Annotated in this window: 18 protein-coding genes; 14 read left to right on the forward strand and 4 right to left on the reverse strand. The window is 44.5% G+C overall.

Annotated features, from left to right (window positions below):
- Window positions 1-152 precede the first annotated feature (152 nt).
- Window positions 153-1,805, forward strand: a complete 1,653-nt coding sequence (locus CDG61_RS07035; protein WP_087550299.1) for an AMP-binding protein — start codon at window positions 153-155, stop codon at window positions 1,803-1,805.
- A 133-nt stretch (window positions 1,806-1,938) separates the two neighbouring features.
- Here CDG61_RS07035 and CDG61_RS07040 read toward each other — a convergent pair whose 3' ends face one another.
- Both CDG61_RS07040 and CDG61_RS07045 read right to left on the reverse strand, forming a co-directional pair.
- Window positions 1,939-2,619 carry a hypothetical protein gene (locus CDG61_RS07040; protein WP_087550298.1) on the reverse strand — a complete coding sequence of 227 codons (681 nt, stop codon included), beginning with the start codon at window positions 2,617-2,619 and terminating at the stop codon, window positions 1,939-1,941.
- A gap of 53 nt (window positions 2,620-2,672) precedes the next feature.
- Window positions 2,673-2,963 carry a hypothetical protein gene (locus tag CDG61_RS07045; RefSeq protein WP_087550297.1) on the reverse strand — a complete coding sequence of 97 codons (291 nt, stop codon included), beginning with the start codon at window positions 2,961-2,963 and terminating at the stop codon, window positions 2,673-2,675.
- 266 nt (window positions 2,964-3,229) lie between these two features.
- Here CDG61_RS07045 and CDG61_RS07050 point away from each other — a divergent pair, with 266 nt between their 5' ends.
- From CDG61_RS07050 to CDG61_RS07095, 11 genes are all read left to right on the forward strand, one after another.
- Window positions 3,230-3,958, forward strand: coding sequence for a HesA/MoeB/ThiF family protein (locus CDG61_RS07050; protein ID WP_087550371.1), 729 nt, complete (start codon window positions 3,230-3,232; stop codon window positions 3,956-3,958).
- Window positions 3,959-4,015: 57 nt separating this feature from the next.
- A complete protein-coding gene (locus tag CDG61_RS07055) occupies window positions 4,016-5,308 on the forward strand; it encodes an ABC1 kinase family protein (protein WP_087550296.1) in 1,293 nt (430 codons plus the stop codon).
- Window positions 5,309-5,410: 102 nt separating this feature from the next.
- Window positions 5,411-5,791 (forward strand): dihydroneopterin aldolase, encoded by a 381-nt coding sequence (folB, locus tag CDG61_RS07060; RefSeq protein WP_087511479.1) that lies wholly within the window; start codon window positions 5,411-5,413, stop codon window positions 5,789-5,791.
- Window positions 5,748-6,188 (forward strand): 2-amino-4-hydroxy-6-hydroxymethyldihydropteridine diphosphokinase, encoded by a 441-nt coding sequence (locus CDG61_RS07065; RefSeq protein ID WP_087550295.1) that lies wholly within the window; start codon window positions 5,748-5,750, stop codon window positions 6,186-6,188. The genes folB and CDG61_RS07065 overlap by 44 nt, the downstream gene beginning before the upstream one ends.
- Window positions 6,189-6,273: 85 nt before the next feature.
- Window positions 6,274-6,723 carry a hypothetical protein gene (locus CDG61_RS07070; protein WP_147387776.1) on the forward strand — a complete coding sequence of 150 codons (450 nt, stop codon included), beginning with the start codon at window positions 6,274-6,276 and terminating at the stop codon, window positions 6,721-6,723.
- A gap of 112 nt (window positions 6,724-6,835) precedes the next feature.
- The gene (locus CDG61_RS17450; RefSeq protein WP_160116997.1) at window positions 6,836-6,979 is read left to right on the forward strand and encodes a hypothetical protein; all 144 of its coding nucleotides are present in this window, start codon (window positions 6,836-6,838) and stop codon (window positions 6,977-6,979) included.
- On the forward strand, window positions 6,972-8,675 hold the full coding sequence (kdpA, locus tag CDG61_RS07075; RefSeq protein ID WP_087550293.1) for a potassium-transporting ATPase subunit KdpA: 1,704 nt from the start codon (window positions 6,972-6,974) through the stop codon (window positions 8,673-8,675). Before CDG61_RS17450 ends, kdpA begins: the two co-directional genes overlap by 8 nt.
- 11 nt (window positions 8,676-8,686) lie before the next feature.
- Window positions 8,687-10,708: a potassium-transporting ATPase subunit KdpB gene (gene kdpB, locus CDG61_RS07080; RefSeq protein ID WP_087550292.1), complete on the forward strand. Its 2,022-nt coding sequence runs from the start codon at window positions 8,687-8,689 to the stop codon at window positions 10,706-10,708.
- A gap of 16 nt (window positions 10,709-10,724) precedes the next feature.
- The gene (gene kdpC, locus CDG61_RS07085) at window positions 10,725-11,336 is read left to right on the forward strand and encodes a potassium-transporting ATPase subunit KdpC (RefSeq protein ID WP_087550291.1); all 612 of its coding nucleotides are present in this window, start codon (window positions 10,725-10,727) and stop codon (window positions 11,334-11,336) included.
- Window positions 11,337-11,483: 147 nt separating this feature from the next.
- A complete protein-coding gene (locus CDG61_RS07090) occupies window positions 11,484-14,159 on the forward strand; it encodes a sensor histidine kinase (RefSeq protein WP_087550290.1) in 2,676 nt (891 codons plus the stop codon).
- Window positions 14,134-14,853 carry a response regulator gene (locus CDG61_RS07095; RefSeq protein WP_087550289.1) on the forward strand — a complete coding sequence of 240 codons (720 nt, stop codon included), beginning with the start codon at window positions 14,134-14,136 and terminating at the stop codon, window positions 14,851-14,853. Before CDG61_RS07090 ends, CDG61_RS07095 begins: the two co-directional genes overlap by 26 nt.
- Before the next feature lie 131 nt (window positions 14,854-14,984).
- On the opposite strand, the gene coq7 is transcribed toward CDG61_RS07095, so the two are convergent.
- Both coq7 and CDG61_RS07105 read right to left on the reverse strand, forming a co-directional pair.
- Window positions 14,985-15,620, reverse strand: a complete 636-nt coding sequence (gene coq7, locus CDG61_RS07100; protein WP_087511494.1) for a 2-polyprenyl-3-methyl-6-methoxy-1,4-benzoquinone monooxygenase — start codon at window positions 15,618-15,620, stop codon at window positions 14,985-14,987.
- A gap of 4 nt (window positions 15,621-15,624) precedes the next feature.
- On the reverse strand, window positions 15,625-16,944 hold the full coding sequence (locus CDG61_RS07105) for an MFS transporter (RefSeq protein WP_087550288.1): 1,320 nt from the start codon (window positions 16,942-16,944) through the stop codon (window positions 15,625-15,627).
- 178 nt (window positions 16,945-17,122) lie between these two features.
- On the opposite strand from CDG61_RS07105, the gene CDG61_RS07110 reads away from it, so the two are divergent.
- Together CDG61_RS07110 and CDG61_RS07115 are read left to right on the forward strand one after the other, a co-directional pair.
- The gene (locus CDG61_RS07110; protein WP_087550370.1) at window positions 17,123-19,888 is read left to right on the forward strand and encodes an autotransporter assembly complex protein TamA; all 2,766 of its coding nucleotides are present in this window, start codon (window positions 17,123-17,125) and stop codon (window positions 19,886-19,888) included.
- 21 nt (window positions 19,889-19,909) lie between these two features.
- Entirely contained in the window at window positions 19,910-24,430 is a 4,521-nt protein-coding gene (locus CDG61_RS07115; protein ID WP_087550287.1) for a translocation/assembly module TamB domain-containing protein, read from the forward strand.
- The last annotated feature ends 61 nt before the right edge of the window (window positions 24,431-24,491 follow it).

Here is a 24,491-nt window from a genome sequence, read left to right on the forward strand (position 1 = left end):
TTTTTGGAAATTGTCGATCGAAGATATTCGTGGTTATCTAAAGAAACAGAAAAATGAACATTGCATACAGTGAATGTTCCGGAACAACAACAAAGTGAAAAATGGACAGACAGAACAGTGACGTTTTGTACAAGGGATAGGAGTTCATCGTGATGAAGACACTGGAACAGGCACACCAGGATTTTAATCTTGAGCAGTTGATTGAAGAACAGTTAAACGGTTCACCTCAGGCAATCAATGCCTATGTGGAATGTTGCGGACGTTATACAGGGCAGGACAGAACAGCACTGATCTGGGAAGGAAAAAACGGAGAATTTCAGCAGTGGAGTTTTGATCAGCTTGCTGCGGCATCCGCTCAGATGGCACATTATTTACAGTCCATAGGCATCAAAAAAGGTAACTGCATTGCGGGTTTACTGCCAAGAACTCCTGAGCTGCTGATTACGGTTCTGGCAACATGGCGAATCGGTGCGGTTTATCAGCCACTGTTTACAGCATTTGAATCCAAAGCGATTGAGCACCGTGTGCAGACAGCGGCTACGCAATTGATAGTGACCTGTGAAGAACAGAGACCGAAACTGAACAGTATTGCTGTTCCTCATATATTGACGGTTCATTCAGCGCAGAATGCTGAAAAAAAGGATAATGACTTCTGGACTGAACTGGAAAAATATCAGACGGAATTTGAACCTGTCATGCTGACTTTCGAAGATGATTTTCTGATGATGTTTACTTCAGGAACCACAGGTCTTGCAAAATCGGTACAGGTTTCTTTAAAGGCGGTACTGGCATTTAAAGAATATATGCGTCACGCTGTGGATCTGCGTGACAATGATTCATTCTGGAATCTTGCTGACCCAGGCTGGGCTTATGGTCTGTACTACGGGATCACGGGTCCACTCGGACTGGGGCACAGCATTATCATGAATGAATGCGCCTTCAGTGTGGACAATGCAGTACATCTGATTAAAAAATATAAGGTCAGTAATCTGACTGGTTCTCCGACAGCATTCCGTATGTTTTTTGGTTTTAAAGAAAAGTTTGATCAATCCATTAAAGAACATCTGCGTGCAGTCAGCAGTGCAGGTGAACCATTAACCCCTGAAGTGATTCACTGGTTCAATCATGATCTGAATGTCAATATTTTTGATCAGTATGGACAGACTGAACTTGGTATGGTGATTGGTAATCATCATGCACTGGAACATCCGATTAAAGTCGGTTCAGCTGGGTTTGCAAATCCGGGTCACCGTTTTGCTGTACTGGATCAGAATCATCAGGAACTGGAAAAGGGTGGAATTGGAACACTGGCGATTGATTTTTCAGAATCTCCGCTGACCTGGTTTAAAGGTTATGGTGGTGGTAACCGTAAGTCATTTGCTGGAAAGTATTATCTGACAGGGGATACAGTCAGGTTAAATGAACATGGTGGCGTGGATTTTGTAGGGCGTGCTGACGATGTCATTACAACTTCAGGATATCGGATTGGACCATTTGATGTGGAAAGTACTTTGCTTGAATGTGAAGAAGTACTTGAGTCTGCGGTTATCGGTAAACCGGATGCTGAACGCACAGAACTGGTGAAAGCCTTTGTGGTACTCAAGCCACAGTATCAGCCATCTGCATCTGAAGCCTTGATGCAGAAACTTCAGGACTATGTGCGTTCACGTCTCTCAAAGCATGCTTATCCAAGAGAGATCGAATTTGTTGAGAGCCTGCCAAAAACCTCAAGCGGTAAAATTCAGCGTAATCTTCTGAAACAGCAGGAGATCGCCAAGGCACAGGAAACTGAAAAAGTAAACTGAACTGTTTCTGATAGATTTAAACGTTTATGCTCTTGCACCCGAAAGGGTGCTTTTTTTTGCATTTAAATACTGAATATCGAGTCTGAGCTTGATTGTCTGAACGGTGGTTGTGAGCTGCTGTTGTCATTACATTTTAGAAGTTAAAACGCAGACCTGCTTTATAAGTCAGACCTTCAGTATCTCCGAAAGTATCATTATAGTATGCTACACCACCATGCCAGTAGCATGTGCCATTTCCTGTGCTGTTACTTGGACTGCCATCATTACAGACACTTTCAGATGTTGTATCCCATAACCATTTATATCCGACACCACCATAAACTGACAGTTCAGGTGTAAGGGAAAGCCCGACTTCAAGCCCCACCGGCAAAGACATAAAGTTGACGGTATTGTACATTTCAGGTGTTTCTGCCCATGCATATCCCAGTCCGACCTGGCCAAGTACATACAGTCCCAGATAGTTGATGAAATTGATCTGTGCACCCATGATAAATTCATAATAATCGGCATCAAATTCAGTATTTTTCAGCGCTTCAAACTTTCCATAAAAACCGGTCAGATGTGGGTTAATCGAAACAGCCAAAGCAACACCATCCAGATCAATTTTAGAGCGGTCATCCAGCGTGGCTTCAAAATTTGAATATTCCGCAGATACTGAAAGTCCTAAGCCTGGAATCTGTCTGCCTGGAAGTGGCATAGCTGGAGCTGCTGAATAACTGGATTGAGCCGTAAGTGGCACAGGATTCAGTGGTTGATTTGCCATGGCGCTACTGGACAGTGCCAGTAAAGAAAATGGAATAAGAAATTTATGCATTGGAACCCCTGAATAAAATGGCATGTTTATTTTCAATAAAGTTAAATCTGGATTTAAAGATTAATACGGTCGATCTGAAACACTTTGCTGTAGCAGATATAGACACGATATTCCTGTAAATCAATCCGGTAGTTATATTCACGGGCAGTACAGGACTGGTTGTTTCTGTTGATATGAACTGAGTGCCGGATGGAGGTTTTTCCTGCTTTTTTCAGTAAGGATGATTCGGAATCTCCAATACTGATAATACTGCCATTGATCCGCATGGAGTTAACTTCAACCGCCTGTACCGATGTATTGATCATGATTGTTATGAATGAAAGTAAAAATAATTTTCCCCACATAAAAAACCTGTAAATTTTTGTTTTATATATTTTAAATGAGCAAGATGACTGCACTCAAGTTTTAAATGACAGATTTCAGTGTCAGTCCGATGTTTAACTTAATTTTGATGAAAAAGATGCAGAAGGAGTATAAAACAGGAAAATTTGCCAGGATTCAATGAACTGATGTTGAGTTTTTTACTATAATTGATGCAAATGTAAAACTGGATGCAGGAACGCAATTGAGTATACCGTCTGATGCAGATTTTGAACTGAGTGATGATGAAATGCATCTGTATAGCAGACAGATTCTGCTGGATGGCTGGGATATTGATGCACAGGAAAAACTTAAACTGGCAAATGTCCTGATAGTCGGCTGTGGTGGTATCGGTTGTACAGCAGCAGAATTACTGGCTCGGGCAGGTGTCGGCAAAATTACGCTGCTCGATGCAGATACAGTTGAAATCAGTAATTTACAGAGACAGACCGCTTTCAGTTATGAGCATGTCGGGTTTTACAAAGCGGAAAAACTCGCAGAAAAACTCAGACAGATCAATCCTTATATTCAGGTGGAAAGCCATAGCTGCCATCTGACTGAGCAAAACGCTGATCAGTTTATTGAAAGACAGGATCTGGTGCTGGATGGGTGTGATAATTTTAGTACCCGTTACCTGGTCAACTGCATCTGTAACCGATATGCAGTTCCTTTGATCAGTGCTTCGGCTATCGGTTTTCAGGGGCAGTTACTGATGGTGGAGGCTACAACTGCATGTTATGAATGCCTGTTTCCTAAAGAAGCCCATGACAATGAAGGATTCAGATGTGCAGATTCGGGTGTTCTTGCAACAACACCAAATATCATGGCAACTCTCCAGGCGCATCATGCCTTACTGTATCTGGGACTGGGCAAAACACCGCTCAGACAGAAACTGTTGTTATGGGATGGGCTGAATATGAAACAGCGCATTCTTTCCTTTGAAAAAGATGAGGCTTGCAGCTGTTGTCAGGCAGGATAATGCCTCTGAGCTTCTTTTTTTGCTAAACTTGTGAAAATTTTAAGATACAACGATATTATGAAAAACAATATTTGGCTGGACGGCTTGCGGTCGGTTGCCCGTGTTGGGGAAACGGCAGTCATTGCTGCAAAAGCAGGTATTAAATATGCCACAGAGAAACCCAGTAACGCAAAACTGATGCGTGAGACTTTTGAGTCCCTGGGATCTACCTATATCAAACTTGGGCAGTTTATTGCCAGCACGCCATCGCTGTTTCCCCGCGAATATGTAGAAGAATTTCAGGGATGCCTGGATCAGACTCCAACATTGCCTTTCAGCTATGTGCAGGGCGTGCTGGCTTCTGAATTTGCAGGGCGTGATCTGGGTGAAATTTTTGCATCCATTGATGAAAAGCCACTGGCTTCTGCTTCTATTGCTCAGGTTCATGCAGCCCGACTGGTCACTGGTGAAGATGTAGTGATCAAAGTGCAGAAACCAGGGGTGGAAACGATTCTCTACACTGACCTGAATGTTCTGCACTGGGCAACAAAACTGCTGGAACGTGCTGTTCCCAAAGTTAAATTTGCATCACTTGCCGATATTGTGGAAGAGATCAAAACACGTATGGTGCGTGAGGTGGATTTTATTGAGGAAGCACAGAATCTGGATGATTTTGTGAATTATCTGAAAGTTTCTCAGAATACAGCCGCAACTGCGCCAAAGGTTTATCACCAGTATTCAACCCGCCGTGTACTGACCATGCAGCGTCTGTATGGTGTGCCACTGACAGATTTTGAAGTGGTCAAAAAAGTGTCCAAAGATCCGTCTCAGGTTCTGATTACAGCAATGAACACGTGGTTCGGCAGTTTAATGCTGTGTAAATCATTTCACGCTGATCTGCATGCTGGAAACCTGATGCTGCTTGAAGATGGACGTGTTGGATTTATTGATTTTGGAATTGTTGGACAGCTGAAACCTGAGGTCTGGCAGGCATGTATGGCATTTATGGATGCTTTACAGCGGACTGATTATGCAGCTATGGCTGAAAATATGCTGCACATGGGGGCAACCAGTCAGAAGATTGATACCCAGGTTCTTGCAGAAGATCTGGAAAGACTGTTCAGTGGAGTGCTGATGGCAGATCCTCAGCAGATTCTGTCTTCAAACCCAGCTGATCTGAATGACATCATGATGGATATGGTGGGTGTCGGTGAGCGTCATGGTATCCGTTTCCCACGTGACTTTGCTTTACTGTTCAAACAGATGCTTTATTTTGATCGTTTTATGCGCATACTGGCACCATATACAGATATTTACGCAGACCAGCGTTTACAGATGGTGCAGAACAGTCTTCCTGGGCTGAAGCATTAAGTCATTCCGTATTTATTTATACTGATCAGCAGGGTTATCCCTGCTGTATTTCTTTCATTAAAATGTGGAATATTCAACTGAAAGATTCTGATAGGGTAAAACATGGATTCAATTCTTATTGAAGGTTTAAAAGTTGAAACAGTGATTGGCTGTTTTGACTGGGAACGACAGATTATTCAGCCTTTGATGCTGGATCTGACGGTCAATACCTGTCTGAAAAATGCGGCAGAGTCTGATCTGTTGAACGATACACTGAATTATGCAGAAATCTGTGAGCTGTCGGCTCAGGTTATCCAGCAGGCACAGCCAGAATTGATTGAACATGCAGCACACCTTGTATTAAAGGTTCTTTTTACTACCTTTCCTGCTGTTGAATCCATTATCATAACCATCCGTAAGCCTGCCATTATCGCGCAAGCAAATTCTGTAGGAATTCGTCTTGAACGCCACCGAAACGATTTTCGCCCTAGCTCTGGCGAGTAATTGCAATCCACAACCTAATTTTCAGAAAACATTTGCACAGATTCAGCGTATGGGCACATCCGTATTTTCAGCTGTATATCTGATTCCCTGCAGGGATGGCATCGGTGCAGATTACTGGAATGCTGCCTGTCTGCTGAAAAGTGAGTTAACGGTAGATGAAATGACTGCCATTCTGAAAAAAATGGAAGCAGATTCTGGGCGGGTGCGTCCATCGCATCATATTTCACTGGATATTGATCTGATTGCCTGGGGAAGGGATTTAACTGCCATGACGTTTAATCCTAAAAAACTTCCCCTGGCGCTGGATGTCAAAATCCCAATGATGGAGATCTGGCAGGATGATCAGTTCAGACATGCTGAACATGATTTTCCACAGGTTTCATTGAATATTCAGTGAGAAATAACCAATGGTCAGAACCTTATTTTACAGTGTGGTTTCAACAGTCATATTTTTGTTTGGATGCGCCAGCATAAATACTGGGTTGGAAAATATCCAGTTTAGGGGGCAGGCAAATCAGCCTGAACAGAAAATCAAGATCCAGGAACAACAGTTACAGCAGGCGGTCTATGCCTATACTCAAACGACTGCGCAATACGACTTTGCACTGACTGACCTGAATGCAGATGCTGTGGATGACGCTGTAGTTCTATTGAAAGGTATGGACTGGTGTGGTTCAGGTGGATGTACATTGCTGATATTTAAAGGGACGGCTTTGGGCTTTGACTTTGTCAGTAAAACGACACTGGTGAATACACCTGTTGCTGTTTCAGATAAACCTATCAATGGATGGAAGTCGCTGAGTGTTTACAGTAAAGGTGCAGGGAATGTCCTGTTAAAATTTGATGGACACACCTATCCAGGAAATCCATCCATGATTCAGCAGGATAAAGAACAAAAGCAGTCCGACTTACAGATTCTGATTAAAGATTAAAATAAAAAATTTACGGCATATTTACGGCAATCCAGTTTTCCCGCATAGAGAGTTTACGCCTGTCTTTTTCATACTTGCATGTGGAATATCTCCGATGTAAAGGATAAAAAAGATGTCTGCTGAATTACAAGCGCATCAATTGCTGATACAGCATCAATCATGCTTAATTACGCTTAAAACAAATAATACAGATCAGGTTGTCTATAACCTGAATGTCCTGAATACACCTTCATTATGTGAGGTGCATCATGACTGAAATGATACTGCTCCTGACAGTAGTCATACTGCTTGCTGTTCCATTGGGGAAATATCTTGCTGCCGTCATGCAGAACAGACCCATGAAAACAGATCTGCTGTTCAGCTGGTTTGAAAAGCCGTTATATGCCTTACTTGGAACTGATCCCTCACGAGGAATGAATGCCAGAACTTATGCCTTAAGTTTTACTGTCAGCTGTGTGTTTCTGGGACTGGTGACCTGGCTGATGTTTATGGTTCAGGCAGCATTACCCCTCAATCCCAATAATGCACCCAATATGTCATGGGATCTTGCACTGCACACCATGATCTCGTTTCTGACCAACACCAACCAGCAGCATTATTCAGGTCAGGCTCAACTTTCCTATCTGTCGCAGATGGTTGGGATAGTCGGTATGCAGATCATTACTCCAATGATGGGACTGGCAATGGTGGTGGCTACAGTCCGTGCGCTGTTTTATAAACCAGAACCGCAGTCTGCTGAGAAAAAAAGCCTGAATGAAATTAATGTCGGAAACTACTGGGCTGATGTCATCCGTCCAACCTTCCGATTTTTACTGCCACTTTGCCTGGTATGGTCAGTGCTGTTGACAGGTCAGGGTGTGCCATCCACTTTTCAGGGCGGTCCTGAAGTACAGGTACTTGAACCGACTTCAGAAATGCAGACACAGAAAATACCTTTAGGTCCGATTGCTTCCATGGTTGCCATAAAACAGCTTGGCAGTAATGGTGGCGGCTGGTATGGACCGAACAGTACTGTTCCGCTGGAAAATCCAACCCCATTATCCAATTTTCTGGAAATGATGGCGATTTTACTGATTCCAGTCAGTGTGATTTTTATGCTTGGTTTTTTCACACGGCGTGCAAAATTTGCAGGGCTGGTGTTTGGTTCCATGCTGTTTATGTCTGTAGTTTCTGCAACAGCAGCGATCTGGTCAGAAAGTCTTTCATCCACTGCAAATCAGCTGTCCTCAATGGAAGGCAAAGAAGTCCGTTTTGGTGAATCATCTTCTGCACTGTGGGCAGCGGTAACCACTCAGGTCAACAACGGCTCTGTGGGCATGATGCACGATTCATCTGCACCGCTGACGGGACTTGTGAGCCTGTCAGACATGATGATCAATGCCATCTGGGGCGGTGTGGGTTGTGGATTACAGCAGTTTCTGGTGTATCTGTTCCTGGTGGTATTTATTGCAGGATTAATGACAGGACGAACACCTGAAATTTTTGGGCGGAAAATTGAAGCCGCTGAAATTAAACTGCTGGCGGTACTGATTTTACTTCAGCCATTGGTGATTCTGGGCTTTACAGCAATTACACTGGCTGTTCCGTCCCTGACAGGAAACAGTAATCCAGGTTATCACGGAATCAGTCAGGTACTGTACGAATATGTTTCTGCCTATGCCAATAACGGTTCAGGGTTTGAGGGACTGGCGGATAACACCATCTGGTGGAATGTCAGCTGTTCGGTGGCGTTACTGCTGGGACGTTTCCCTGCACTGATTATTCCGCTGTTCATTGCCGCACGACTGGCAACTAAAAGACAGGCACCTGAAAGTTCAGGCAGTCTGAAAATTGAAACTCCAACCTTTGCTCTGACACTGATAGCCATTGTGGTCATGCTGACATTACTTCAGTTCATGCCTGTGCTGGTTCTCGGTCCAATTGCAGATCACTTGTTGCTTGTTCAGGGTTAAGGAGCAGAAAAATGAATAAACAGATCCGTTCAGAAAATACCTCTGCATTTTTACAGCCTGAAGCCTGGAAAAATGCCTGTATTAAATTATTGCCCCAGCATGCGTTCAAAAATCCCGTAATGGCGATTGTATGGCTGGGTACGCTGATTACATTTTTCAGCACATTGATGGGTGCGGTGAATTTACTGTTTGGACTGTCAGTGACACTGATTCTGTTCATTACCGTACTGTTTGCCAATTATGCAGAAGCTGTTGCTGAAGCCAAGGGTCGGGGACAGGCATCTTCACTGCGTGCAGCCCGCCAGAACCTGACAGCCCGGAAACTTTTATCAGTTCATGACACTCAGGCTGTTCAGATTGCAGCAACAGATCTGAAGAAGAATGATCTGATCGAAGTCCATGCGGGGGAAATTATTCCGTCCGATGGTGAAATCATTGAGGGTTTTGCCACCATCAATGAAGCAGCAGTGACAGGTGAATCTGCACCTGTTTTACGTGAGGCTGGTACTGATCACTCTGGGGTGATAGGAGGGACAAAAGTTCTGACAGACCGCATTGTGGTTCAGGTCACAGCAGAAGCAGGGAACAGTTTTCTGGATCGTATGATTGCACTGGTGGAAGGCTCAAACCGTCAGAAAACACCCAATGAAATTGCACTGGGAATTCTGCTGACCGTAATGACAGTGACTTTTATACTGGTGGTTGTGACCTTACCGTTTATCAGCCACTTTCTGGGTATCCGCATTGATCCCGTCTTACTGGTTGCTTTGCTGGTCTGTCTGATTCCGACAACGATTGGTGGTTTATTGCCTGCAATTGGTATTGCTGGCATGAACAGGGCTTTAAAAGCCAATGTTATTGCAAAATCAGGTAAGGCAGTGGAGGTGGCTGGGGACGTTGATGTGTTGCTGCTGGATAAAACAGGCACGATTACCTATGGTGACCGCCAGGCAACAGCATTTTATCCGGTTGCAGGAGTATCTGAATCTGAGCTTCGTCAGGCAGCGGTCATGACTTCACTGGCAGACCCGACACCTGAAGGAAAATCCATTGTTGCTTTGGCGAAAGAGCTTGGAGATCGTATAAATGAGCCTGTAAATGCTGAGTTCATTGCCTTTAATGCTGCAACACGGATTTCAGGGGTAAATCTTCAGGAAGGACAGCAGATCCGTAAAGGGGCGATGGATGCCATTCTTAAATTTGTCGGTCAGAAAGAAGATCATACTGAGCTGAGAACCCGTGTGGAACAGGTCGCATCAAAAGGTGCAACTCCGCTGGTTGTGGCAAGAGATCAGACTTTACTGGGTGTGATAGAACTGTCCGATGTGATTAAACACGGTATTAAAGAAAAGTTTGCCCGTTTACGTGAAATGGGTATTAAAACAGTCATGGTGACAGGTGATAACCCATTAACCGCTGCGGCAATTGCTGCTGAAGCAGGTGTTGATGATTATATTGCTGAAGCAAAACCTGAAGACAAACTCGAATGTATCCGTAAAGAGCAGCAAAGTGGGCATCTGGTTGCCATGGTGGGTGATGGTACCAATGATGCACCGGCACTTGCACAGGCAGATATCGGACTGGCAATGAATTCAGGTACTCAGGCTGCCAAAGAAGCGGGCAATATGGTGGATCTGGATTCTGATCCAACCAAACTGCTGGCGGTTGTGGAAATTGGGAAACAGCAGCTGATTACCCGAGGCGCACTAACGACTTTTTCTCTGGCAAATGACATTTCAAAATACTTTGCTATTTTGCCTGCGTTGTTTGTAGTGGCGATTCCAGAAATGCAGGTATTGAATGTGATGCAGCTGGGCAGTTCACAAAGTGCAGTTCTGTCCGCACTGATATTCAATGCCATTGTGATTCCTTTACTGATTCCAGTTGCACTGCGAGGTGTGAAATTTAAACCTTCTACATCAACTCAGCTGCTCAGAAAAAATATGCTGATCTATGGTGTCGGCGGTGTGATTTTACCGTTCATAGCCATTAAAGCCATTGATATGGTGATCACTCAGATTATGTCTGTATAAATACAGGAGCAGACACATGAATATACAGAATGTACAGACCATTGAAACAGGTGCTCTGGGTACAGTCATCAGAGCATCACTGGGATTGACAGTGATCAGCCTGGGAATCTGCGGTTTTTTATACAGTGCTGTTGCCACGGGTGTAGGACAGTTGATTTTTCCACATCAGGCAAATGGCAGTCTGATTGTGCAGAATGAACAGATTGTGGGTTCTGAGCTGATTGCACAGCCCTTTCAGGGGATGGAATATTTTCACTCACGTCCATCTGTTTCAGCTTATGACCCAATGGCTGCAGCAGGAAGTAATATGGCACGAACCAATCCAGAACTGCAAAAGACCATTCAGCAGCGTGTTGCAGAGCAGGCAACTTTAAATGTCGTGTCACCGCATCAGATTCCTGAAGATCTGGTCACCGCATCGGGTAGTGGACTGGACCCTGAAATCAGTGTGCAGGCTGCAAAGATTCAGGCAAAAAGAATTGCTGCCAGACGTAATGTTTCAGAGCAGGATATTCTGACTTTGATTGCTCAGCATACACGGCATCCAACGGCTGGGTTGCTGGGAACTGCACGGATCAATGTACTGAAGCTGAACCTGTTGCTTGATCAGCAGTATGGCAAAGTCTAGAGCTTGAATGGGTGGATTCTGTATCTGCAGAATCTGCCCTGATTACAGATTTTATGACAATTGTTGAACCGTATCTGAATAGGATATCCTGTCGGATATAAGCAGAACTAAAATACTTTCATGCCAGTCATGAGAAATGGCAGAACAATGACAGAACATCGAAATATAAAAGCAGATACCTTATTACAGCACGTGCAGCGTTATCAGTCAGGTCGTCTGACTGTTTTTCTGGGTGCAGCACCGGGTGTCGGTAAAACCTATGCCATGCTGATGCGGGCGCGTGATCTGCACCAGCAGGGGCAGGATATTGTTATTGGCTATGTTGAGGCACATGGTCGGACTGAAACTGAAAGTCTGAGAGATGGTCTGCCCGAAATTCCGCTTAAACAGATCAGCTATCAGGGGCATTCACTGGTTGAAATGGATATTGATGCTGTTCTGAAACGTAAACCTGCGATTGTCCTTGTAGATGAATTTGCCCATCAGAATATCCCTGGCAGCAGACACAGTAAACGCTGGCAGGACGTCAATGAACTGCTGGACGCGGGTATAGATGTTTTTACCACCATGAATATTCAGCATCTTGAAAGTCTGAATGATGTGGTTTATCAGATTACCGGTGTCAGGGTTAAAGAAACCGTACCTGATCGGGTGCTTGAGCGCATCAGGGATATCCGCCTGATAGATTTACCGGTCAATGAACTGCTTGAACGGCTGAATCAGGGCAAAGTTTATGTGCCTGAGCAGACAGCACAGGCACTGCAGGGGTTTTTCAATATTTCCAATCTGACCGCTTTGCGTGAACTTGCAATTCAGACGGTTGCCGGTTACGTGGATGTGGATGTCCGTGAAAACTTTATGGTACAGGGGCAGATTCCTGTCCCTTTAAATAATCATGTACTGATCCTGCTTGAGGAAACTGTTCAACCTGAGGCAATGGTCAGAGCAGGTTGTCGACTTGCTGAAAAAAGAGCAGCTCAATGGACTGTGGTTGCATTTGCAGCAGATAAACGCAATGGTTCAGCACACGTAAAAGCCGTGGATGATGCATTTAATCTTGCCCGACAGATGGGAGGAATGACAGAAACATTATATGGTCAGGAAAAAGCCCGAATTTTAAATGATTTTGCGGTGACTAAAGGTATTGCGACCCTAATGCTGCCACAACAGAAAACAACTGTTCTGAACCATCTGAATCCATCCATTGCTCAGCAGCTGATGAAAAAACAGCCTTCTTATGAGCTGAGTATTGTTCCAGTTCGGCAGAAAGACAGAAGTGCGGACAAACAGCATTTAAAAGGCTCATTTCTGAGTGTGAGAGAAAGCCTGTTCGTTGTGCTGACAACATGCGTGAGTATTGCGATTGCGTGGGTCGGAGAATATTTTCTGGGAATAGAAGAACTGTCGGTTATTTTTATTACCGCTGTGGTGTTTGTTGCGTCAAAGACCCGAATGCTGGCTGCTGTCAGTTCTGCACTGCTGTTTTTTCTGGCTTATAATTTTTTCTTTATCAGTCCCGAATTTACCTTACAGATATCGGCACATCAGGGCGTGGTGACAGTCATTGCATTTTTAGCCGCTGCTCTGATTGCCAGTCGGCTAGCATCGCGTTTAAGGGAGCAGGTGGTTGCCTTAAAAACTGCCAACAGTCATAACAGTATCATGCAGGATCTTGGGCAGAAGCTGTCTATGGCTGTAAATCTGGAGCAGGTGATACAGCATGGACAGCAAAGTCTCGAACAGCATCTCCATGCACAGATCTGGATCAGTCTTTCAGACAGTACGGAAACAGGCAGTGATTTATCACTTTTGACAGAAAAAGAAAAAATCTCGGCAGAATGGACACGTAAGAATCATCAGCCATCGGGTCGTTTTACTCAGACACTCATGGAAAATGAATGGGTGTTTCTTCCTTTGCTGACTTCAAGGGAATCACTGGGAGTCGCAGGTATAAAATATCCTGCCGCAGTTTCGGCACTGAACAGTGAACAGAAACATCTGATGGAATCCATGGTCGATTATATTGCTCAGGCAGTTTATCGGACTCAGTTGACCAAAGAGCTTGAAATTGCCAATGTAAATTCTGAAACAGAAAAATTACGTTCGGCGCTACTGTCTTCAGTTTCTCATGATTTAAGATCACCACTGGCTTCCATGATTGGTTCGGCAGATACACTGATGCATTATCGTCTGAACATGAATGATGAAGACCAGAACAGTCTTCTACAGGCGATACATATTGAGGGTGAACGACTGGACCGTTATATTCAGAATCTGCTGGATATGACCCGTCTGGGGCATGAAGGCTTAAGTCTGAAACGGGACTGGATTGAAGCAGATGAGCTGGTTGGATCTGCTGTCCGTCGTTTGAAACGCTATATGCCTGAGACGCTGGTCAGTGTGATTTTACCAGCAGAACCCGTCAGTTTGTTTGTTCATGCGGCACTGATTGAACAGGCTGTTTTTAATGTGCTTGAAAATGCAGCAAAATTTTCGCCACAAGGTGTACCTGTAGAAGTTGAAGTGCTTCAGCTCAATCAGGAGCAGGTTCAGATTGTCATATCAGATCAGGGTGAAGGTATTCCTGAAGATGAACGTAACCGTATTTTTGATATGTTTTATACCATGCAGCGCGGTGACCGTGGGCAATATGGAACAGGTCTTGGGCTGACTATCGTGAAAGCAATTGTTGGTGCACATATGGGGCAGATTTCTGCTGAATCAGCAAAAAACAGTAAAGGCACCTGTATCAGAATGACTTTGCCGATCAGCCACGGTGATAACAGAGGACTGCGTTTTGGAATATGTAAAATTACAGAGTAATGCAGCGAGCATCCTGATCATTGATGATGAAAATCAGATCAGAAAGTTTCTGGATATTGCTTTACGGGCTCAGGGTTACCGGACTGAACTGACAGAAACCGGTCAGCAGGGACTGGAAGCACTGGCTTTACATGGAGCTGATCTTATTATTCTTGATTTAGGGTTGCCTGATCTGGATGGTCGTGAAGTGCTGACTGAATTACGGCAGTGGTCTCATGTTCCGGTGATTGTACTTTCAGTACGTGCAGACGAAGAAGAAAAAGTGGCATTGCTGGATGCAGGAGCAAATGACTATGTGACTAAACCTTTCAGTGTTCAGGAGTTGATGGCACGAATCCGTGTCATGCTCAGAAACACGCCTGTTACGACTGAGTCAGCAGTATATGATGATGGTGAGCTGAAAATAGATTTTGCACAGAGGCAGGTTTATCTGAATAAAGAACTGATTTCTTTGACCCGAAAAGAGTTTCAGCTGTTAAATATGCTGGCAATGCACCAGGGGCAGTTACTGACTCAGCCTCAGATTTTAAAAGATCTTTGGGGACCGACGCATCAGGAAGATACGCATTATTTGCGGATACTGGTGGCGAAGCTGAGAAGCAAACTGGGAGATGATGCTGTACATCCCCGTTATATTGTGACTGAACCTGGGGTTGGTCTCAGGTTTACAGGAAAATCAGCCCTTGGACTCTGACAGTCTGATCCCGTTGCTGATTCTGCTTTATCGTCATTGGTCTGTGGTTGTAAGTTCCAGATGAGTTATTAAAAAAGCCCCTGGGAAAATATTCAGGGGCTTTTTATGAAAACAGAACTGAACCTGTTGACTCAGATATAGTAACTGGTTTTTGTCATCAGTTTAGAAATAGCGGTCATTGTGATCCGTACCGGTAAAGGTAAATCAACACCACCTGCATTTAAAGCGGTATCACGATGATGCAGTTCATCTTCATTCATCTGCACCAGAATCTTGCGTGAACGATCATCCTGAGGAGGTAACTGACTGATATGATGCTCAAGGTGAAGACTGACCTGACGTTCTGTTTCAGCAACAAAACCCAGGCTGTATTTATCACCTGCAATCCCAGCAAGCGCACCCATACCAAAAGACAGTCCGTACCAGACAGGGTTCAGCAGACTGGTGTGGCTGTCCAGCTCTTTTAAGCGGTCTTCACACCATGCCAGGTGATCCTGTTCCTCTACAGCAGCCTGTTCCATTTCCTTGCGGACATTGGGCAGTTTTGCGGTCAGTGCCTGTCCATGATAAAGCGCCTGAGCACAGACTTCACCACTATGGTTTACACGCATCAGACCCGCCACATGACGGGCTTCACTGACTGCCAGCTGAGTCTCAGAGGTGTTTCCTGGATTACTGCGCTGGGCAGTGGTGACTCCAGGAACCAAACTGCGTAATGCCTGATCAAATGAATGAATGAGTTTGTCCATACCTGAATATTGGCGCATGAAATTATTCCTCCAGTGAGTCTTTGGCAGAGTGAAGTGCAGGTTTCAGCCTGATCAGTAACCAGGTGGTAAATATTGCACTGAGTACAGCAGTCATACAGAAAAGTATTTTGATATCAATCTTCAGTACGCTCAAGATGATAATGGAAAAAACCGCAGATGACACCATAAAAACAGCATTCAGGATATTATTTGCTGCTACGACCCGCGCACGGTGTGAACGTGGAGAATAAGCCTGCATTATGGCGTACAGCGGAACAATATAGAAACCGCCACTGATTCCGAGCAACGTCACAGCAATCATGACATGATAATAACTCCATCCCTGATGGAATATCTCAGACAGACCAATCAATGCACCTGTTTTTTCTGGAACAAAACTCAGGCTTGCTGCCAGATATAAAGCAAACAGTGTCAGACCGACAGCTCCAATGGGAACCATTTTCAGATTGACTTCAGAACCGCCAAAACGTCTGCACAGCAGAGAACCTACACCTATACCGACTGAAAAAAAGGTCAGCAGCAGACTGACTACGTTTTCTGATGCATGCAGATTCTGCTGAGTCAGTTGAGGAATCTGAGTCAGATAGGTTGCTCCATAAAACCAGTACCATGAATTGCCCAGTAAAATCAGAAAAACAGCAGGCAGGCTTTTCGCATAGCGGATGGTCTGATAACTGGTTCTGAAAAAGTTCCAGTCAATTTTAATGTCAGGTGCGGTAACTTTCTGCTTCAGGACAAAAGTACTTGAGATATAACCCAGTACAGCAATGGTGACAACGGTCAGACTGATCCAGATCAGATTACCCTGAGAGGCTGAAATCACAGCACCTCCGAGGATCATACCGATCAGAATTGCCATGGATGTACCTGACTGAAACAGTGCATTTCCAGACATCAGTTCACTGGGTTTCAGTATTTCAGGCAGTACTGCATATTTGATTGGACCAAAGAAGGTAGAGTGAGTCCCCATCATGAACAGTGCCAGTAACAGCAGCCATAAATTGCCGAGTAAAAAGCCTGCTGTACCGATCAGCATGATGATAATTTCAAGAATCTTGATGCCACGGATGAGTTTTGAGCGTTCAAACTTATCTGCAATCTGTCCGGCTGTCGCAGAAAAAATGAAGTAAGGTAAAATGAACAGCAACGCAGCCAGATTGTTCAGTGTGCTGATGTTTGCCCCTTGCTGATGAATCCATCCGTATGTCATCACGAGCAGCAGTGCCTGTTTATAAACATTGTCGTTTAAAGCACCAAAAAACTGCGTGATAAACATCGGTAAAAACCGCCGTGTACCTAACAGATGTTCATTTTTCTTCATAGTTCGGGACTTCATAAAGTTTTATTAAGAAATGTGTTCATTTGGTAAAACAGCAAGCAAAATCATGTATGATATTTTTAGCCTGTATTTCAGTGAAAAATCCAATACATTTGAGTTTGTTAGCAAACCTTTTGTTGGGAAATTTCCATCAAAAATATTATATTGTTCAGAGTTATCCATGCTTGCCAGAAAGAATTTTAAAAAGTCAGTGCTTTGTCTGAGTATGAGTTCCATCAGTCTGTGGAATCATCGCAGTATCTGCATGGGGGTCTTTTTAAGTGTACTTGCTCAACAGGGTTTTGCACAGAATAACCTGACTGAACTGGCGCAGACACAACCTGAGCCTACTCAAACAGAAATAACAGAACAACTCAAGAGCGAAGCTGTTAAACAGGGCATGGACAGTGCTGAACAGTTACAGAAAATAGAACTGTCCCAGTCAGAACAGCCTGCTCAGCCTGACAGTATGGCGATGTTGCAACAGCAGGAAACTTCGGTACAGCCACTGGCAGAGTTTAAACCGATAGAATTTGAAGACCTTCAGGACTTGCCCATTGCCCCTGTCGATCAGGCTATGGCAGATGAAATTTTCAAAGAAGCATCTGTAGCAAAACAGGAAGCAGAACAGTACCGTGCAGGTCAGACACAGGAAATAGTTGTCACTGATGCCAGCCAGCAGGAACTGGCTGAAATTAACCAGGCACCTGTAAATGTGGATCAGCTGATGAGCTCGATTCAGGTTGACAGTAAAATTGTAGTGGAAGCCAATGAAACAGGACGCTCCTTACCTGAACTTGGGCTGGTTACAGAGCCTGAAAATAAGGAAGAACCTGGTTTATTCAAACGCTGGTATTATAAAATCAGACCGCCACGTGAAGCCACTGTTTCCAAAGTACCCCGAATCAAAGCAGAGGTGGTTTTTACATCGACCACTCAGAACAGTACAGATATTTCTGATAAGAACTATGCCGCAGCATTGGACAGTCTGAAAGCAAATATACAGGGCAAACTGTCCAGTTTTACCCAGGAATCCTATTCAGATTTTCCTTCGGCTTTACCTCAGTTAAGGACGATGTCTAACCAGGCGGCACAGGCATTGGGTTTTTATAATGCCGTTTTCCGCTTTGAAAAAATCAGTGAAAGTAAGGTGCGTGTCAACGTAACCCCAAATGCTCCAGTTTTAGTGAAAACGCAGAATATCGAATTCAGCGGTGGTGGTGAAAATCAGCCACAGTTCCAGGTGATTGGCGTTCTGCCCGATCTTGAGATTGGGGATATTCTGAATCACGGTGAATATGAAAAGACCAAAAGCCGGATTAATGAAGCGGCATCCAACAACGGCTTTTTTGATGGCTACTGGCGCTTACATGATGTTAAGGTGGCTCAGCCTCAGAACACGGCAGACATTAACCTGCGTTATGCAACAGGTGAGCGCTATAAACTGGGTGCTGTAGAATTCAGAATGAGTGATCCATCCAAAGAGTTGCCTATTGATCTGGATGTACTGCAAAGCATGGTGTCATGGAAAGATGGTGCAGATTATGCATTCTGGCGGGTGAATTCTTTAGCAAACAACCTGACCAACTCCCGCTATTTCAACTACACACTGGTGGATGCTGTAAAACCAGATCCGATTGAAGTTCCAGGAGAGTTGCCACCTGACCTGCAGGAGCTTGTTGATCAGGATAAACTGTCACGTTCGGATGTCATGCCACAGACTGAAAATGCAGGGAAAACGGTGGCATCCAGAACGGAAGTCACTCAGAATGTCGTGGATGAAAAACAGTTTGCCGGTGCAAATGCTTCGGCACAGGACAGTGAAAAATTAAGAACCTTGCAGGTTGAACAGCAGAATAAGCTGAGTGAGGAAGATCTGCGTAAAGAGCAGGCACGTGAAGAAAAGAAAATTCCCGTGATTGTGACGCTGAATGCAGACAAACTGAACAATGCTGAAGTGGGTGTCGGTTATGGTACAGATACTGGCGCACGTCTGCGTGGACAGTATCGCCGTGCCATTGTAAACCGTCGTGGACACTCATTTGATGCCAATATGGAACTGTCACAGATCAGGCAGTCTATTGATGGTCGTTATAATATTCCTTATAACCACCCATTGAATGACTACATCAGCCTGGTAGGTGGTTATGAACGTGAAGAACGTGATGATGTCGGTCAGGGTGTCAACCTGATGATTGAATCTGCTGTTGCAGGTGCTGACCGGGTGATTAAAAACCCTCGTGGCAGCTGGCAGCATACATTTGGTTTACGTTACCGTCTGGATCGTTTAACACAGAGTGGAACCGTTGTAGCTGTAGAAGATATACCGGATGCATTCCTGGCAAACCGTAATTCAGAGCAGGAATCCTTACTGTTAGGTTATGAAATTTCACGTACTGACAGTGATAAACGGGTCAACCCGACACGTGGTTTTAAACAGACCTATAAGCTGGAACTGGGCAGTGAATCATTACTGTCTGATGCAGATATGGCAATTGTAAATGCTGCGTGGCATTTTATTTACTCACTGGGCGAGAACAATAACCATCAGTTTGTCGGAAGTACTCAGGCTGGTTATATCTTTACTCAGGATTTCAATAAGGTTCCGTATAATCTGCGTTACTTTACAGGTGGTGATCAGTCATTACGCGGTTTTGACTACAAGAGTCTTTCGCCTGAAGTGGACGGATTTAAAGTGGGTGGTCAGGCTCTGGCTGTAGGTTCACTTGAATATAATTATCAGTTCAAGGAAGGCTGGCGCGCAGCTGTATTCAGTGACTTTGGTAATGCGTATGATGAAAAATTCAGTAATGATCTGGAATACAGTGCAGGTATCGGGATTCGATGGGCATCACCTATTGGTCCAATCCGTATAGATGTCGCATCGGGTCTTTCAGACGAAAATCACCCTATTCGGTTACATTTCTTTATTGGTTCACAATTATAAAATTCGGGCGTTGGAAGAGTTATGGCTGAAACAGAACAGCAACAGGCACCTCAGGAACAGATTCCAGAACAGCCGCCGAAAAAAAGGAATGTGCTGCGAAGTATACTGCTGACTTTGCTTTTTGCAGTGCTGACGCTCGTAGCTGCACTGGCTCTGATGTTTTCGACTGACAAAGGCAGTAAATTTCTGCTCGATCGGGTATTGCAGACTCAGAGTATTATTAAATATGAGTATGAAGGTGGCAATCTGCTCAAAGGCATTATCCTGAAAAATGTGCTGGTCAGCTTAAAACCTGTGGATGTAAAAATAGACCGGGCTGATGTGACACTCGGCTGGCGGGCTATTCTCAATAAAGAAATCCATCTGAACCATGCCGATATCAATAATGTTCAGGTGATCAGTAAATCTCCTCCTTCAGATGAGCCATTTAAATTCAGTCCGATTAAACTGCCTTTTATTTTAAGAGTGGATGATGCTGCAATTGACCATCTGGCGATCAAGACTTCCAGTGCAGGTGTGGATTTCTACGATATTCAGCTGAACAATGCATTGTGGTCAGGTACAGAGCTGGAGTTTGAAGACTCGCATGTGGATATGGGTTATCTGGGCGTACGTAATGCCACAGGAACCATGAAGTTTGAAGGTAAATATCCATTGGACATCAAAGCGACGGTTAATTTACCTGCTTTGCGTGAAAGTCTGAATGTTCATGATATTGCTGTCGTTGCCAAAGGTACGCTTGATACCATTCAGGCCGGTGTGGCAACAAATACGCCTGACCTGCTGATGGGATGGGCAGTGGTTCATCCTGTACGTCCGCACGTACCTATGTCAGGCGCTTTAAAATTCAATAATTATCACTGGCCTTTAATGCAGGACCAAGAACTGCTTTCCAAAGAAGGTACAGCCAGATTTGATGGCAATATTCAGAAACTGAATCTGAATATTGTGACGGATTTAAGTGGTAAAAATATCCCGCAGGGACAGTACAACGCAGTGATGGACACGGACCTGGTCAATCAGCTGAATATTTCCAGTCTGAATGGTCAGTTAATGAAAGGTTCAGTCAACCTGAGTGGGCAGGTTGGATGGAATGAAAAAATTCACTGGGATATCAAGGGGCGTATGGATGGTATTGACCCGAAAGATAAGCTCATTCCTCAGGTGGTTCAGGACTTTTTACCTCCAGCACTTGATGCAGCACTTGCGTCTAAAGGTGAGCTGAAAGATGGAATGCATTTAAATGCACAGGTTGATTTTGACCGCTATGAAAGCTGGAATGTCAAACTGGATCAGAATCCGCCTGAAGCAGAAAAAGCTGCACCTATGCTGATGGATGTCAGCTGGCAGAAGATCGATCGGGCTGTTCCGTATGTGGGGTGGCTGACCAGTGATGCTGGTAATGTCAAAATGGCACTGGTTGAGGGTCAGCAGAATATCCATGTTGCAACAAAAATTACCCGTCATGAAAAAAGCAGCCTGCCTGCCGGTCTGTATCAAGCTCAGTTAAATCTGAAAAATAACAACTTAAATGTTCCTTCTTTCAGCTACATGGCTGATAAAGGCAGTCTGAGTGGGCATGCGAAAGTTGAGCTACCTCATGAAAAGCGTCTGCTGAAATGGTCAGCACTGTTAACTGCCAAAGATTTCAATCCACAGACTGTCGCAACAGCAGCACCAGTGAATCTGCTGAATGGTCAGATTAATGCCAGTGGTTATGCAGAGCCAGATAAACAGATCATTCAGCTGAATGCGATCAATCTGACAGGAAAAATGGCGGGACAGAATGAAACTATCCATCTGACAGGAAAGAGTACCGCAGCTGTGCTGTTCCATAATTCTGCGCAGGGTGGTGGTTTTAAAAGTTTTGCTGTGAATTATGACGGTGCATTGAATGCTTCGGCTGTACCTGCCAGTCAGGGTGTGCTGAAACTCGGTATTTCCGGAACACCTGAACTTATCCGAATTTCAGAGTTAAAACATAATGGTGCTGCAGGTCAGATTCTTGCCAGTGGTGCGGTGGATCTTAAAAATGGACTGGGATGGGATATCAATGCATCTCTCGTTCGTTTTAAGCCGCATTATTTTGTATCGAGTGTACGGGGCGAACTGTCTGGTAATGTAAAAACTCAGGGTATATGGTCAGATAAACTGAAACGGATCAATATTCAGAAACTGAACCTTGCCGGTATGCTGAATAATAAACCGGTACGTGGGACAGGTAATCTGGCGGTTATTCTCAATTCAGATCAGCAGGGTTTCATTCCTCAGCAGTTTGAGGCAAACAATCTGTTTCTGTCTTATGCCGCAAATCAGATTCAGGCAACTGGAAATGCCCAGAACCTGAGAGTAAAAGTCAATGCACCTGCGCTGTATGAGCTGTATGGTGGGTTACGTGGTCGGGTATATGGTTATTTAAACCTGCAGGCACAGCCACGTCTCAAAGCGACAGCCAATCTTGCAGTGGATGATTTCAGATTTAATGATCTGGTCAGCATCCGTAAAATGCGCCTCAAAGGTGAGTTGCCAACATCTGAAACAACACCGACGCTGATGACAGCAAGTATGGAAGGTTTGATGAATGGTAACCGTGAAATCCGTAAGGGGGAAATTTCCCTGGCTGGTACACGTAAAGCCCATTTACTCAAAGTCCAGGCAGAAAACAGTCTGACCAAATTTTATGTCCAGCTTGCAGGTGGATTCAATAACAGCAATGACTGGCTTGGGCAGATCCAGAAAGGTGATTTTGACTCATTAAGAACCCGTCTGGTTCAGCGTCAGAATGCTTCCGTTATTTATAATTCTGCCCGAACTGAGCTTTTTGTTGGCGCACACTGCTGGATGAGCATGCAGAGTCAGCTGTGTTTTGATCAGCCAATAACAGTCAGTAAAACCAAAGGAAATGTTTCTTTTGTCACACAGAACCTTGATCTGAATGATTTTGCTGCATTTATGCCGGAAGGACTTGCGGTGACAGGTAAAGTGAATGGCTATGCAAAAGCATCCTGGGCACAGGGTTCAAAACCTAAAATTGATGCAAGACTGGTGACCCGTGACGGTGTGATTGGTCTTGCAGCAGATGATCCGCAGGAAAAAGCATCGGCTCTGACTTATAACCAGATTGCGGTTGTTGCAAAAAGTGTAGCTGAAGGTCTGCAGATGCGACTTGATGTTAAAACACCAGAAATCGGTGCAGGTTATGCCAACGTCATTATAGACCCATACAAAGACAGTAAGCCTATGCGTGGGGAAATCGCCTTTAATGAAATACAGCTGAAAGTATTCAAGCCTTTTATTCAGGATGTCCGTTCACTGGGCGGTACGCTGTCATTTGCCGGTAAGGTCAATGGTACACTGACACAGCCATTGCTGAATGGTGAAATGCGCCTGAAAGATGGTGCGATCAGTATGATTTCCCTGCCTGTGAATCTGACAAATTTACAGATTTACTCATCCATCCGTCAGGACAGCGCAACTATTAATGGTGCATTCAACAGTGGTCGGGGCGTTGGGCATCTGAGCGGTAATATTGACTGGAAAGGTGATCCACGTATTCAGTTGTCTCTGAAAGGTGAAGATATGCTGATTCGTCAGGCACCTTTGATCACAGCTGTGATCAAACCGGATCTGACACTTGAAGCCTTACCACTGAGTAAAAAACTGGTCCTGAAGGGTAAAGTGGATGTACCTCGTGCGCTTATTTCAATGCCGGAAGCATCTGCACCCGTGGTCAACGTTTCTTCGGATGTCCGTATTGTTCAGGAAGGCCAGAATCAGCTGGCGATTCTGAAATCGGCTAAACCCTGGGATATTCGGGCAGATGTAGACGTTAGCTTAGGAAATCAGGTGATTTTTCAGGGCTTTGACAGTCGTATTCCATTGATTGGTCGTCTGTATTTATCTCAGCGTGGACTGGAGACTGCCATGCGTGCCAATGGTGCAATTGGTGTCAGTCAGAAAGTCAAAATTGAAGCTTATGGTCAGAGTCTTGATCTGAACCGTGCAATTGCCCGTTTCAATGGACCACTGGAAAACCCGACACTGGATATTGAAGCCAATAAAAATGTTCAGGGCAGTACCATTGGTGTTCGTGTTACAGGAACTGCATCGGGTCCAAATATCCAGATTTATAACGATGCAGGGCTGTCAGAACAGGAAGCCTTAAATGCCATGCTGACTGGTCGTATTAATGAAGGAACTAGCGGTATCAGCCAGACAGAAGGCTTTAAGTCCGATGTAAATAATACAATTGCTGCTGCCGGTATCAGTATGGGGTTGGGCGGAACAAGGGCACTGACCAATCAGATTGGTCGGACTTTTGGTCTGAGTGGGCTTGCACTGGATGCACAGGGAACAGGCAATGATACTCAGGTCAGCGTGACAGGATATATCACGCCTGATCTGTTTATCCGTTACGGTGTGGGGGTCTTTACTCCGGTAAATAAACTGACGTTGCGTTATCAGATGAACAAACGGATGTACCTGGAGGCAAGTCAGTCGCTGGAACGTGCGATTGATGTGTTCTATAACTGGAAATTCTGATGGGATATAACCGTAACTTTAATCAGTGACGGTTATATTTTTTGATTTTTCTCCATTTTAC

This window comes from Acinetobacter sp. WCHAc010052 (assembly GCF_002165295.2).
GTDB lineage: Bacteria > Pseudomonadota > Gammaproteobacteria > Pseudomonadales > Moraxellaceae > Acinetobacter > Acinetobacter chinensis.

Coding starts and splice junctions, on each gene's coding strand:
- CDG61_RS07055 (WP_087550296.1), top strand. CDS start 4,016: ATGAAAAACAATATTTGGCTGGACGGCTTGCGGTCGGTTGCCCGTGTT.
- kdpA (WP_087550293.1), top strand. CDS start 6,972: ATGACTGAAATGATACTGCTCCTGACAGTAGTCATACTGCTTGCTGTT.
- kdpC (WP_087550291.1), top strand. CDS start 10,725: ATGAATATACAGAATGTACAGACCATTGAAACAGGTGCTCTGGGTACA.
- folB (WP_087511479.1), top strand. CDS start 5,411: ATGGATTCAATTCTTATTGAAGGTTTAAAAGTTGAAACAGTGATTGGC.
- CDG61_RS07050 (WP_087550371.1), top strand. CDS start 3,230: ATGCATCTGTATAGCAGACAGATTCTGCTGGATGGCTGGGATATTGAT.
- coq7 (WP_087511494.1), bottom strand. CDS start 15,620: ATGCGCCAATATTCAGGTATGGACAAACTCATTCATTCATTTGATCAG.
- CDG61_RS17450 (WP_160116997.1), top strand. CDS start 6,836: ATGTCTGCTGAATTACAAGCGCATCAATTGCTGATACAGCATCAATCA.
- CDG61_RS07110 (WP_087550370.1), top strand. CDS start 17,123: ATGCTTGCCAGAAAGAATTTTAAAAAGTCAGTGCTTTGTCTGAGTATG.
- CDG61_RS07090 (WP_087550290.1), top strand. CDS start 11,484: ATGACAGAACATCGAAATATAAAAGCAGATACCTTATTACAGCACGTG.
- CDG61_RS07040 (WP_087550298.1), bottom strand. CDS start 2,619: ATGCATAAATTTCTTATTCCATTTTCTTTACTGGCACTGTCCAGTAGC.
- CDG61_RS07115 (WP_087550287.1), top strand. CDS start 19,910: ATGGCTGAAACAGAACAGCAACAGGCACCTCAGGAACAGATTCCAGAA.
- CDG61_RS07035 (WP_087550299.1), top strand. CDS start 153: ATGAAGACACTGGAACAGGCACACCAGGATTTTAATCTTGAGCAGTTG.
- kdpB (WP_087550292.1), top strand. CDS start 8,687: ATGAATAAACAGATCCGTTCAGAAAATACCTCTGCATTTTTACAGCCT.
- CDG61_RS07045 (WP_087550297.1), bottom strand. CDS start 2,963: ATGTGGGGAAAATTATTTTTACTTTCATTCATAACAATCATGATCAAT.
- CDG61_RS07105 (WP_087550288.1), bottom strand. CDS start 16,944: ATGAAGAAAAATGAACATCTGTTAGGTACACGGCGGTTTTTACCGATG.